The sequence below is a fragment of the Rhodococcus sp. Z13_19A genome (assembly GCF_058133575.1).
In genome coordinates this window covers 434658-447361 of the sequence record NZ_JBYUNN010000003.1, presented here as the reverse complement: position 1 = coordinate 447361, position 12704 = coordinate 434658, and the positions used below count along the sequence as shown (strand labels likewise).

12 protein-coding genes are annotated in these 12704 nt (G+C 72.1%); 9 read left to right on the top strand and 3 right to left on the bottom strand.

Features of this window, described 5'->3' with window-relative positions; translation table 11 throughout:
• Window positions 1–19: 19 nt before the first annotated feature.
• Both AC3YNX_RS13230 and AC3YNX_RS13225 read right to left on the bottom strand, forming a co-directional pair.
• A complete protein-coding gene (locus AC3YNX_RS13230; RefSeq protein WP_489995744.1) occupies window positions 20–1084 on the bottom strand; it encodes a hypothetical protein in 1065 nt (354 codons plus the stop codon).
• Between the two features lie 88 nt (window positions 1085–1172).
• Window positions 1173–1757 (bottom strand): hypothetical protein, encoded by a 585-nt coding sequence (locus tag AC3YNX_RS13225; RefSeq protein ID WP_489995743.1) that lies wholly within the window; start codon window positions 1755–1757, stop codon window positions 1173–1175.
• 120 nt (window positions 1758–1877) lie between these two features.
• Here AC3YNX_RS13225 and arc point away from each other — a divergent pair, with 120 nt between their 5' ends.
• The 7 genes from arc (at window position 1878) to pafA (ending at window position 9832) form a co-directional block, all read left to right on the top strand.
• Window positions 1878–3560, top strand: coding sequence for a proteasome ATPase (gene arc, locus AC3YNX_RS13220; RefSeq protein ID WP_127782916.1), 1683 nt, complete (start codon window positions 1878–1880; stop codon window positions 3558–3560).
• A gap of 33 nt (window positions 3561–3593) precedes the next feature.
• A complete protein-coding gene (locus AC3YNX_RS13215) occupies window positions 3594–4787 on the top strand; it encodes a PGAP1-like alpha/beta domain-containing protein (RefSeq protein ID WP_489995742.1) in 1194 nt (397 codons plus the stop codon).
• Window positions 4788–4934: 147 nt separating this feature from the next.
• Window positions 4935–6437 carry a depupylase/deamidase Dop gene (gene dop, locus AC3YNX_RS13210; RefSeq protein ID WP_127782918.1) on the top strand — a complete coding sequence of 501 codons (1503 nt, stop codon included), beginning with the start codon at window positions 4935–4937 and terminating at the stop codon, window positions 6435–6437.
• 110 nt (window positions 6438–6547) lie between these two features.
• Window positions 6548–6739, top strand: coding sequence for a ubiquitin-like protein Pup (locus tag AC3YNX_RS13205; RefSeq protein WP_127782919.1), 192 nt, complete (start codon window positions 6548–6550; stop codon window positions 6737–6739).
• Entirely contained in the window at window positions 6736–7548 is an 813-nt protein-coding gene (prcB, locus tag AC3YNX_RS13200) for a proteasome subunit beta (protein WP_127782920.1), read from the top strand. Before AC3YNX_RS13205 ends, prcB begins: the two co-directional genes overlap by 4 nt.
• Before the next feature lie 46 nt (window positions 7549–7594).
• Window positions 7595–8395 carry a proteasome subunit alpha gene (prcA, locus tag AC3YNX_RS13195; RefSeq protein WP_489983216.1) on the top strand — a complete coding sequence of 267 codons (801 nt, stop codon included), beginning with the start codon at window positions 7595–7597 and terminating at the stop codon, window positions 8393–8395.
• 78 nt (window positions 8396–8473) lie between these two features.
• Window positions 8474–9832, top strand: coding sequence for a Pup--protein ligase (gene pafA, locus AC3YNX_RS13190; RefSeq protein ID WP_489995741.1), 1359 nt, complete (start codon window positions 8474–8476; stop codon window positions 9830–9832).
• Window positions 9833–9850: 18 nt separating this feature from the next.
• Here pafA and AC3YNX_RS13185 read toward each other — a convergent pair whose 3' ends face one another.
• Complete coding sequence (locus AC3YNX_RS13185) at window positions 9851–10693, bottom strand: UbiA family prenyltransferase (RefSeq protein ID WP_489995740.1); 843 nt, start codon at window positions 10691–10693, stop codon at window positions 9851–9853.
• A gap of 53 nt (window positions 10694–10746) precedes the next feature.
• Here AC3YNX_RS13185 and AC3YNX_RS13180 point away from each other — a divergent pair, with 53 nt between their 5' ends.
• Both AC3YNX_RS13180 and AC3YNX_RS13175 read left to right on the top strand, forming a co-directional pair.
• Window positions 10747–11700, top strand: a complete 954-nt coding sequence (locus tag AC3YNX_RS13180; protein ID WP_489983214.1) for a helix-turn-helix transcriptional regulator — start codon at window positions 10747–10749, stop codon at window positions 11698–11700.
• Complete coding sequence (locus AC3YNX_RS13175; RefSeq protein ID WP_489995739.1) at window positions 11697–12677, top strand: helix-turn-helix transcriptional regulator; 981 nt, start codon at window positions 11697–11699, stop codon at window positions 12675–12677. Before AC3YNX_RS13180 ends, AC3YNX_RS13175 begins: the two co-directional genes overlap by 4 nt.
• The last annotated feature ends 27 nt before the right edge of the window (window positions 12678–12704 follow it).

Below are 12704 nucleotides of genomic sequence, written 5' to 3'. Positions count from 1 at the left end.
CCACTTCCGCGTGGACCGCTCAGTAGCTGTAGTCGCACGCGCGCCAGGCGCCGTTGACCAGCTGCACCTGGAAGGTGACCTGGGTGGCGGGCGGGCCGGTGCCCATCGTGTAGGCCCACACGTCCATGGTTCCGCTGGCGCCGTCGGAGCTGACCCGGATGTTGTCCACCCGCTCGAGCACCGTGGGGTCGGGCTCGGTGGGCTGCAGGCTCAGCTCCTCGGCCAGGGGACCACAGGTCAGCCGGGTGAGGCTGGCCTGGTCGGCATCACCGATCGCCGTCACCAGGGCCGCGCCGAGGGCACTGATCTGCGCGGTCTGCGAGGGGCTCGGCGACAGGCCCGGTGCAGCGGCACCGGGGGGGATGGTGAGGGCCGTGCCCGGCGGCACCGCGGTGGTGGTCGGCGGGACGGTTCTTGGCGGACCGGTTCTCGACGGGCCGGTGCTGAAGGTCGGCGGCCGGGACGGTGGTGTCGACGGGGCGGTGCTCGGTGGGACGCTCCGGCGGGTGGTGGTGGGCAGTGGGGGAAGCACCGTCACCCCGGTCACCCCGGTCACCGTGGGCGAGGGCGTGGCACTGCTGGTGTCGTCAGTCTGGGTGCCCAGGGCGAACACCGCCACCAGAGCGCCCAGCACCGCCACGACCACCACCACGAGGGTGAACGGTGACGGCGTGCGGTGCCCTGGCGGAGGCTGGGGAGGTCCCTGGCCGGGTCCGCCAGGACCGCCACCGTAGGAGCCCGGGCCGTACGAGGGCGGTCCGTACCCGGTGTCGTCGAGGGGCAGGTACCAGGTGGGGGCGTACCCCGGTGGCTGACCGCCCGGCCCGGCTCCCGGCGTGCCGGGCTCGGGCGTGCGGTAGTCCGGTGGCGGGTAGTCCGGCGCCCCGTAGACGGGTGTGCCGTAGAGGGGTGTGCTGTAGTCCGGTGGCGGGTAGCCCATCGGCGGCTGGTCCGGACTCGGGTGAGTGGCGGTGGGATCGTCATCGCCCGCTGGCGGCTGGTCGGCGAAGGGCCAGTACGGCGTGTCGTGACGCGGCTCCTGCCCGTGGCGGCCGTCCGGGTCGTCGTCGTGCGAACCCGTCATCCGCGAACCCTCTCGTCGCCGACCGTCCTCTCCGACCTCGGACGGTACGCCGCCACCGCGCCCCTCGCGTGGGGTTTCCAGCCGGTGCTCAGCGGGTCTTGCGCTCGCACGCCTGCCAGGTGTCGCCGCTCTTGGTGAGCACGAACTTCTCCGGCTTGGCCGGCGGGCCCATGGACACCCGGTAGGCCCAGACCGTCACCGCGGCGCTCGTGCGGTCGGTGGTCAGCCCGACGTCGGAGACCCGGACGAAGGTCGTCGGGGTGGCCGGTTGGTCGACCTGCCGGTTGTGCTGCTCGGCCAGGGAACCACACAGCAGGGTGCGCATCGCGGCGAGGTCACCGTCACTGATCGCCCGCACGAACGCGGTGCTGAAGCGAGTGATCTGGTCCAGCTCGGCGGGGGTGGGCGCCTCGGTGAGCGCCGCCTCCGGCACCGTGGGGGTGGCTGCGGCCGACGACGTCGGAGTCGTGGCACGGGTGGTCGTCGTGCTGGGAGCCGTCGTGGGCGCCCGGGAGGTGCTGCTCGCGGCGGTGGAGGCGGTGGAGGTGGGCACGGTGGTGGTGGCCTGGGGCTCCGCCACGGCGGTGCCGTCCACGGTGCACGCCACCAGGCTCGTCCCGGCCGCCGCCAGGCACGCCGCGAGAGCCGCAGCGTGCCAGGACCTTCGCGCCACGTGGGCCCCCTTCGCGTGTCCCGCCGCTGACCAGGGTGGACAGTACCGCGTGGTGGCCATCACTCGACCCCTGTCGACGCATCCTTGTAGCGTAGAAGTTCCCTACGCGAGGAGACGCCGGTGAGCACATCAGATCGGCCGGACACTACCGACGAGCAAGCGGGAGCACCCGAGGCCTCTGCTCGAAAGATCGATTCCCTGACCCAGCGCAACGCCAAGCTGCTCGAGATCCTCAAGGACGCCCGCCAACAGCTGCTGGTGCTGCAGGAGGAGGTGGACCGACTCGCGCAGCCCCCCAGTGGATACGGCGTCTTCCTCGACGCCAACGACGACGACACGGTGGACGTGTTCACCTCGGGCCGGCGGATGCGGCTCGTGGTCTCCCCGGCACTGAGCATCAGCGACCTCAGCCGGGGCCAGACGGTGCGGCTGAACGAGGCCCTCACGGTGGTGCAGAGCACCGGCTTCGAGCGGGTCGGCGAGGTGTCGGCCCTGCGGGAGCTGCTCGACGGCGGCCAGCGTGCCCTGGTGGTGGGCCACGCCGACGAGGAGCGCGTGGTCTGGCTGGCCGACCCCCTGATCGCCGACCCGGACGACCCGGACCCGCTGGTCCTGCGTCCCGGTGACTCCCTGCTGGTGGACACCAAGGCCGGCTACGCCTACGAGCGGGTGCCCAAGGCCGAGGTCGAGGACCTGGTGCTGGAGGAGGTGCCCGACGTCGACTACTCCGACATCGGTGGTCTGGGCCGGCAGATCGACCAGATCCGGGACGCGGTGGAGCTGCCCTTCCTGCACGCCGAGCTGTTCAAGGAGTACGCGCTGCGCCCGCCCAAGGGGGTGCTGCTCTACGGCCCGCCCGGCTGCGGCAAGACCCTCATCGCCAAGGCGGTGGCCAACTCGTTGGCCAAGAAGATCGCCGAGGCGCGGGGCGACAACCCCCGCGAGGCCAAGTCGTTCTTCCTCAACATCAAGGGCCCCGAGCTGCTCAACAAGTTCGTCGGCGAGACCGAGCGGCACATCCGGGTGATCTTCCAGCGCGCCAGGGAGAAGGCCTCCGAGGGCACGCCGGTGATCGTGTTCTTCGACGAGATGGACTCCATCTTCCGCACCCGCGGGTCGGGGGTCTCCTCGGACGTGGAGACCACCATCGTCCCGCAGCTGCTCAGCGAGATCGACGGCGTGGAGGGCCTGGAGAACGTCATCGTCATCGGCGCCTCCAACCGCGAGGACATGATCGACCCGGCCATCCTGCGGCCCGGCCGCCTGGACGTGAAGATCAAGATCGAGCGGCCCGACGCGGAGTCGGCGGAGGACATCTTCTCCAAGTACCTCACCCCGGACCTGCCGATCAACGAGGAGGACCTCGCCGAGTTCGACGGCGACCGCCAGGCCTGCATCACCGGCATGATCCAGCGGGTGGTGGAGCGGATGTACAGCGAGACCGACGACAACCGGTTCCTCGAGGTCACCTACGCCAACGGCGACAAGGAGGTCCTGTACTTCAAGGACTTCAACTCCGGCGCGATGATCCAGAACATCGTCGACCGCTCCAAGAAGTACGCCATCAAGGAGGTGCTGGAGACCGGGGCCACCGGATTGCGGGTGCAGCACCTGCTCGACTCGATCGTGGACGAGTTCGCGGAGAACGAGGACCTGCCCAACACGACAAATCCCGACGACTGGGCGAGGATCTCGGGCAAGAAGGGCGAGCGCATCGTCTACATCCGCACGCTGGTCACCGGCAAGTCCGCCGGAGCCAGCCGGGCGATCGACACCGAGTCGAACACCGGGCAGTACCTCTAGGTCCCGGGGCGACTCCAGGCACCAGGGGGCCGCATGGGCGAGCAGGGCACACGAGCGACACCGACCAGGAACGAGGTCGGGGCCACCGCTCAGCTGCTCGCCCATGCGGTCGACGTGCTCAGCCGACCGGTGCAGGGCACGCACCGCACGATCGCCAACACCGTCTTCGCCGCGGTCGGTCCGTTCGGGCTGCCCGCGTGGCTGGTGCACAACAGCATCGCCGCCCTGACCTACGCCGGGGTGCGCGCCGGTGCGCGGGCCACGGCCGGGATCGTGACCGCGGTCAGCGACCAGCTGCCCGCGGAGCGGGTGTCCCACGTCGTCACCGGCACGGCGGCTGGCTCCGTGCTGGTGGGCGCGGTCAACGGCCTGCTGGGTGACCAGCTGTTGGCCGACGGCAACCACCTGGCCGTGGAGCTGGGTCCGCACCACCAGCGCAAGGTCGTGGGGCTGGACACCGCGCTGCTCACCGCCTCCTACACCACCGCCACCGGTCACCTCGCGGTGTTCGTGCACGGGCTGGGGGAGACCGAGCAGGCGTGGTGGTACCGGCACCAGGGCCGCGGCAGCCACGGTGAGCACCTGGCCGAGCTCGGCGTCACCCCGGTGGTGATGCGGTACAACACCGGCCGCTCGATCGCCGAGAACGGCGCGCGCCTGGCCGGGCTGCTCGGCGAGCTGCTGCAGGCGTGGCCGGTGCCGGTGGAGCGCATCGACCTGGTCGGGCACTCCATGGGCGGGCTGGTGCTGCGCGAGGCGTGCCACCACGACGAGGCGCAGACGTGGCTGGAGCGGGTGCGCACGGTCTGCTACCTGGGCACCCCGCACGAGGGAGCTCCGCTGGCCGACGGCGCACACCGGCTGGCGCGGGCGCTGAGCTGGTGGTGGGGCAGCCGCAGCTGGGGCGAGCTGATCGACGTGCGCAGCGTCGGCATCGACGACCTGCGTCGCGCCAACCGGCTGCCGCTGGTGCCGGGCGTGCGCCACGTGGGTGTCACCGCGACGCTGGCGGCGGACCCGCAGACCTGGTGGGCTGCGGCCGTGGGTGACGGGCTGGTGCCGCTGCACAGCGCCCGCGGTCCGCTGGACGAGCTGCACGTGCTGCCCAGCACCGGCCACCTGGCACTGCTCACCGCACCGGAGGTCGCCGAGGTGCTGGCCGAGCTGGTGGTGTGGGACTCCGACCCCGACGAGGTGGACCGACACACCAAGGCCGAGCAGGTCTGAGGCGCGCGAACGGACGGTCGGCAGCGGGTGTCCGAGCCGGTCACGTCCACTTGGTAGCGTCACAGACGCTTTCGCGGTGGTGGGTGCGTCTGCAAGTACCACCAACCACGAACGTCGCTGCGCGCGGTGCGGCCGTAGATTGTGCGCATGCGAAGAATCATGGGCACCGAGGTGGAGTACGGCATCTCCTCGCCGGGCAACCCCACGGCCAACCCGATCCTGACCTCCACCCAGGCAGTGCTGGCCTACGCCGCCGCCGCGGCGGTGCCGCGCACCAAGCGCACCCGCTGGGACTACGAGGTGGAGTCGCCGCTGCGCGACGCCCGCGGCTTCGACCTCACCCGTCCTGGCCAGCCCACGCCGGTGATCGACGTGGACGAGGTCGGCGCGGCCAACATGATCCTCACCAACGGCGCCCGCCTCTACGTCGACCACGCCCACCCGGAGTTCGCCGCCCCCGAGGTGACCGACCCGCTGGACGGGGTCATCTGGGACAAGGCCGGCGAGCGGGTGATGGAGCGCGCGGCGCTGCACGCCGGCAGCGTTCCCGGCGCCCCCAAGCTGCAGCTGTACAAGAACAACATCGACGGCAAGGGCGCCTCCTACGGCACCCACGAGAACTACCTGATGGCCCGCTCCACCCCGTTCGACGCCATCGTGGTGGGCCTGACCCCGTTCTTCGCCTCCCGCCAGGTGATCGTCGGCTCCGGTCGGGTGGGCATCGGCCAGGCCGGCGAGAAGGACGGCTTCCAGCTGTCCCAGCGCGCCGACTACATGGAGGTCGAGGTCGGGCTGGAGACCACCCTCAAGCGCGGCATCATCAACACCCGTGACGAGCCGCACGCCGACGCGGACAAGTACCGCCGGCTGCACGTGATCATCGGCGACGCCAACCTCGCCGAGACCGCCACCTACCTCAAGCTGGGCACCACCGCGCTGGTGCTCGACCTCATCGAGCACGGCGCCGACCTCTCCGACCTGCAGCTGGCGCACCCCGTGCAGGCGGTGCACCAGATCAGCCACGACCCCACGCTCAAGCAGCGGGTGGAGCTGGCCGACGGCCGACGCCTCACCGGGCTGCAGCTGCAGCGGATCTACCACGAGCGCGTGTCGCAGATGGTGGCGCTGGACCGCGAGCGCGACGAGCGCACCGAGGACGTGCTGGCCACCTGGGCGCGGGTGCTGGACATGCTCGAGCGCGACCCGATGGAGTGCGCGTCGCTGCTGGACTGGCCGGCCAAGCTGCGCCTGCTGCAGGGCTTCCGCGACCGCGAGGGCCTGGGCTGGGGCGCCTCCCGCCTGCACCTGGTGGACCTGCAGTACTCCGACGTGCGCCTGGACAAGGGGCTGTACAACCGGCTGGTGGCCCGGGGCTCGATGAAGCGCCTGACCACCGAGGAGCAGGTGCTGGCCGCGGTCACCAACCCGCCCACCGAGACCCGCGCCTACTTCCGCGGCGAGTGCCTGCGCCGCTTCGGCGCCGACATCACCGCCGCGAGCTGGGACTCGGTGATCTTCGACGTCGGCCGCAAGTCGCTGGTCCGCATCCCCACGCTCGAGCCGCTGCGGGGGAGCAAGGCGCACGTGGGGGCGCTGCTGGACTCGGTCGACTCGGCCGTGGAGCTGGTGGACGCGCTCACCAACGGCTGACCGGCCGCGGTCACCTCGCGTCCTGGGCAGGGGCGCGTGGGTAGTGTTTCGATAGGGACGTGCACGCGCTGGTCCCCCAGCAACGGCACCAGAGAACGAGGGAGTCGAACATGGCCCAGGAGCAGACCAAGCGCAGTGGTGGTGGCGACGACGAGGGTGCCGAGGAGCTCGGTGGCGCCGGCCAGGAGCGTCGCGAGCAGCAGAGCTCGGACACCGACGACATCCTGGACGAGATCGACGACGTGCTGGAGGAGAACGCGGAGGAGTTCGTCCGCGCCTACGTGCAGAAGGGTGGGGAATGAGAGAAGGGGCCAGTCCGGACACCTCGTCGTTCACGGACTACCTGCGCCGCACCGCCCCGGAGCTGCTCCCGGGCAACCGGCACCCCACCAGCACCCTCACCGAGAACATGGCACCGCACGGCACCACGATCGTCGCCCTCACCTTCGGTGGGGGCGTGCTGATCGCGGGTGACCGGCGCGCCACCATGGGCAACCTCATCGCCCAGCGCGACATCGAGAAGGTCTTCGTCACCGACGAGCACTCCGCGGTGGGCATCGCCGGCACGGCCGGCGTGGCCATCGAGCTGGTGCGGCTGTTCGCCGTGGAGCTGGAGCACTACGAGAAGATCGAGGGCATGCCGCTGTCGCTGGACGGCAAGGCCAACCGGCTGGCCTCGATGGTCCGCTCCAACCTGGGCGCGGCCATGCAGGGACTGGCCGTGGTGCCGCTGTTCGTCGGCTACGACGTGGACGCGACCGACTCGGTGCACGCCGGCCGGATCATCACCTACGACGTCACCGGCGGGCGCTACGAGGAGCACTCCGGCTTCCACAGCGTCGGGTCGGGCTCGCTGTTCGCGCGCTCGGCGCTGAAGAAGCGCTACGTGGCCGACAGCGACGAGGCCACCGCGGTGCGGGCCGCCGTGGAGGCGCTCTACGACGCCGCTGACGACGACACCGCCACCGGTGGGCCGGACCTGGTCCGCGGGCTGTACCCGTCGGTGGTCACCATCACCGCCGAGCACGGTGCGGTGCGGCTGCCCGAGCCCCAGGTGGCCGAGGTCGCCGAGGCCGTGGTGGCCGAGCGGCACCTCAACCCCGGCGGCTGAGCACCTCCCACCCGTCCCGACCCGAGCCGAGCACAGGAGCCCCGCCGTGACCATGCCGTACTACGCCTCCGCCGAGCAGATCATGCGCGATCGCTCGGAGCTGGCGCGCAAGGGAATCGGCCGAGGTCGCAGCGTCGTGGTGCTCACCTGCGCCGACGGCGTGCTGTTCGTGGCGGAGAACCCCTCGGCCACCCTGCACAAGGTCAGCGAGATCTACGACCGCATCGGCTTCGCCGCGGTGGGCAAGTACAACGAGTTCGAGAACCTGCGCCGCGCCGGCATCCAGCACGCCGACCTGCGTGGGTACTCCTACGACCGCCGCGACGTCACCGGGCAGTCGCTGGCCAACGCCTACGCCCAGACGCTGGGCACCATCTTCACCGAGCAGCCCAAGCCCTACGAGGTCGAGATCTGCGTGGCCGAGGTGGGCCGGCCGGAGGCGTCGGAGCCGGTGGCGCAGCTCTACCGGATCACCTACGACGGCTCCATCGCCGACGAGTCGCGGTTCATCGTGATGGGCGGCAGCACCGAGCCGCTGTCGGCCTACCTCAAGGAGCACTACCAGCCGGGGCTGCAGCTCAAGGCGGCGCTGGAGCTGGCCGTGGCCGCGCTGCAGCAGCACACCAACGGCGGCGCCCGCTCGGTGCCGGTGGACTCGCTGGAGGTCGCCGTCCTGGAGCAGGCGCGCCCACGCCGGGCGTTCCGCCGGCTGGCCGCCGCACAGCTGGCCACCCTGCTGCCGGCCCAGGCCGCCACCAGCCCCGAGCCTGCGCCGCCGGCGGGCGAGGGCACCACCAGCGCCGGGACGGACGAGACCCCGGAGCCGGGCCCCGGTCCAGTTGCCTGACAAGTCTCTTCGTCGCTGACCAGGTGATGCTGCTCGTCGTTCAGCGCCGCAGCCTCCGGGCTGAGTAGGGTCGACAAGGTGCAGCGACGAATCATGGGTATCGAGACCGAGTTCGGCGTCACGTGCACCTTCAAGGGCCAGCGCAGGCTGAGTCCGGACGAGGTTGCCCGCTACCTGTTCCGACGGGTGGTCTCCTGGGGTCGCAGCTCCAACGTCTTCCTCCGCAACGGCGCGCGGCTCTACCTCGACGTCGGTTCGCACCCCGAGTACGCCACGGCCGAGTGCGACGACCTGGTGCAGCTGGTCAGCCACGACAAGGCGGGCGAGCGGATCCTCGAGGAGCTGCTGACCGACGCCGAGCAGCGCCTGGCCGACGAGGGCATCGGTGGCGACATCTTCCTGTTCAAGAACAACACCGACTCGGCCGGCAACTCCTACGGCTGCCACGAGAACTACCTGATCGGCCGCCAGGGTGAGTTCTCCCGGCTGTCGGAGGTGCTCCTGCCGTTCCTGGTCACCCGCCAGCTGATCGCCGGCGCGGGCAAGGTGCTGCACACCCCGCGGGGCTCGCGCTTCTGCCTCAGCCAGCGCGCCGAGCACATCTGGGAGGGCGTCTCCTCCGCCACCACCCGCTCGCGGCCCATCATCAACACCCGCGACGAGCCGCACGCCGACGCCGAGAAGTACCGCCGGCTGCACGTCATCGTGGGTGACTCGAACATGGCCGAGACCACCACCATGCTCAAGGTGGGTTCCGCCGCCCTGGTGCTGGAGATGATCGAGGAGGGGGTGGTCTTCCGCGACTTCGCGCTGGACAACCCCATCCGCGCCATCCGGGAGATCAGCCACGACCTCACCGGCCGGCGCCCCGTGCGCCTGGCCGGGGGCAAGGGGGCCAGCGCCCTGGACATCCAGCGGGAGTACCACTCCAAGGCGGTCGACTACCTCACCCGCCGCGAGCCCGACCCGAGCATGGACCGCGTGGTGGAGCTGTGGGGGCGCACCCTGGACGCCGTGGAGTCCGACGACATGTCCAAGGTGGACACCGAGATCGACTGGGCCATCAAGCAGAAGCTGTTCCAGCGCTACCAGGACAAGCACGACATGGACCTGTCCAGCCCGCGGATCGCCCAGCTGGACCTCGCCTACCACGACATCCGGCGCGGCCGCGGCATCTTCGACCTGCTGCAGCGCAAGGGCCTGGTCGCTCGGGTCACCGACGACACCGCGATCAAGACCGCCGAGCAGACCCCGCCGCAGACCACCCGGGCCAAGCTGCGCGGTGAGTTCATCGCCGCCGCGCAGGACGCCGAGCGCGACTTCACCGTCGACTGGGTGCACCTCAAGCTCAACGACCAGGCGCAGCGCACCATCCTGTGCAAGGACCCGTTCCGCTCGGTCGACGAGCGGGTGGACCGCCTCATCGCCTCCATGTAGGCGCCGCGGGGCAGCTGCTCAGCGCAGCGCGCTGCCGGAGAGCACCAGCAGCACCACGTCCACCAGCGCCACCCACACCACCGCGCGGAAGAGCCCGAGCGAGGTGAGCAGGCCGACGCCCACGGCCACCACCGCGGTGACCAGCGCCGCGGCGCCCACTACCCACGGCAGGTTCTGCGGGCCCAGCACCAGCAGCACCGACGCGGCCAGCAGCAGCACCACGGTGGCCGTGACCGACCCGCGGGCGCCCAGCACGTGCGGCAGCCCACGCACCCCGGTGGCTGCGTCCGCTGCCAGGTCGGGCAGCACGTTGGCGAAGTGCGCCCCGCTGCCCAGCAGCGCGCCTGCCGCCACCAGCCACCACGGCACCGTGGCCACGGGGGCGACGACGAACGCCGGCAGCGCCCCGAAGGCCACCGCGTAGGGCAGCACCGACAGCACCGTGGACTTCACGCCCAGGTCGTAGACCCAGCCCCCACCGACCACCAGCAGGTGCAGGCCCAGCGTCACCCCGACCGCGCTCTGCCCGTTCCAGCCCGCGGCCACCGCCAGCGGCACGCTCACCGCCGCCGCGACCACCGCGGCGGCGCCGACGGTCCGCGTGCTCAGCTCACCCCGGGCCACCGGCTTGTCGGTGCGGCCCGCGGCCCGGTCCCGGGCGGCGTCCACCGCGTCGTTGAGCCACCCGATGGAGAGCTGGCCGGTGAGCACCGCGCCCAGCACCCACAGGCTCGCCGCACCCCGCCCGGCCACCACCGCGAGCAGCCCGGCCACCGCGGTGACGGCCACGGTGGGCTCGGGGTGGCAGGAGGCCAGCAGCGCACGTGTGCGAGAACCCTTGTGCTGCAGCACCTGCACCACGCCCCCGACCGCGCTTTCGCCACTGTTCGCTGCCAGCAACCTAGGGTATGCGTGTGTCCTCCGCCCGCAGTGAACGTCTGGTCAACCTGGTGCTCTGCCTGTTGTCCACGCGGCAGTACCTCAGTGCCGAGCGCATCCGCTCCACCGTGGCCGGGTACAGCGACGCCCCCAGCGACGAGGCGTTCTTCCGGATGTTCGAGCGGGACAAGTCCGAGCTGCGCGAGCTGGGCGTGCCGGTGGAGACCGGCCGCAACTCAGGGTTGGACCCCAACGAGGGCTACCGCATCGCCCGGCGCGACTACGAGCTGCCCGAGATCGAGCTGGCGCCGGACGAGGCCGCGGCGCTGGCGCTGGCCGCCCGGCTCTGGGACTCCCCGCAGATGGCCACCTCTGCGCACAACGCGGTGCTGAAGCTGCGCGCGGCCGGGGTGGAGGTGGACACCGACGCCGCGCCCGGTGTGCAGCCCCGCGTGCACGCCAGCGACCCCGCCTTCGGCCCGCTGGTGGCCGCGGTGGACGCCGGCCGGGTGGTGACCTTCCTGCACCGCCGCGGCCCGGCGTCGGAGCCCACGGCGCGCACCGTCGAGCCGTGGGGGGTGGTGTCCTACCGCGGCCGCTGGTACCTGGTCGGCCACGACCGGGCCCGGCAGGACGTGCGCTGCTTCCGGGTCTCGCGCATCGCCGACGCCAAGGCGGTCGGTCCGGCCGGCGCGGTCACCGTCCCCGACGGCGCCGACCTGCTCGCGCTGGTCGCCGCCTCCGCCGGCCCGGCCCCGCAGGCCGCGGTCGAGGCGACCCTGCTGCTCGCCCCGGACCGTGCCGTGGGGCTGCGCCGGGGCGCCGAGGTGGTGCAGCAGACCCGCGACGGGGACGTGGTGCGGGTGCAGCTGTCCGACCTCGACGTCGCCGCGCGGTCCATCGCCGGCTACGGCGCCGACGCGGTGGTGCTCGCCCCGCCCGAGCTGCGCGAGCGCGTGCTGCTGCTGCTCGCCGGAGCCCTGGCGTGAGCGGGCTGACCGACCGGCTGCCCCGGCTGCTGTCGCTGGTGCCGTACCTGCAGGCGCACCCCGGCGTGCGGGTGGAGGAGGCCGCCGCCGAGCTGGGGGTCAGTGCCACCCAGCTGCGCAAGGACCTGCAGCTGTTGTGGATGTGCGGGCTGCCCGGCTACGGCCCCGGCGAGCTGATCGACCTGTCCTTCGAGGGCGACACCGTGAGCGTGATCTTCGACGCCGGGCTGCAGCGGCCGCTGCGGCTGTCCCGGGCCGAGGCGGGCGCCCTGGCTGTGGCGCTGCGCGCGCTGGGCGACGTCGGCGGGCTGGTGGAGCGCGACGTGGTGGAGCGGGCGCTGGCCAAGGTGGAGGCCGCGGCCGGCGGCGGCAGCGGTCCCAGCGCGGTGACCGTGGGGGTCAGCGAGAGCGCGCAGGACTCGGCCACCGCCGAGACCACGGCGACGCTGAAGAACGCCCTGGCCGAGCGCCACCCGCTGCGCATCCGGTACTACACCGCGTCCCGCGACGACGTCACCGACCGGGTGGTGGAGCCGCGCCAGCTGCTGGTGGTGGACGGGCGCAGCTACCTGGAGGCGTGGTGCCGGCGGGTGGAGGACGAGCGGATGTTCCGGGTGGACCGGATTGACGACGTCACGGTGCTGCCCGAGGTGCTGCCGGCGACCACCGGTGAGCGCCAGGCCCACGAGCTCTTCGAGCTGGGCGACGACCTGCCCGAGGCGGTGCTGGAGCTGGCCCCGCAGCACGCCTGGGTGGCCGAGTACTACCCCGTGCAGGACCTCACCCAGCTGGGCGAGGGGCGGCTGCGCATCACCCTGCGCTACACCGACCTGGAGTGGGTCACCCGGCTGGTGCTGGGCCTCGGTGCGGGGGTGCGGGTGCTCGCCCCGGCCGCGCTGGAGCAGCACCGCACGGAGCGGGCCCAGGCGGCGCTGGCCGCCTACGCCCGCCACGAGGCGACCGAACCCGCCGGGTGAGCCCGCGGCGTGTCACCTGCCGGTCAG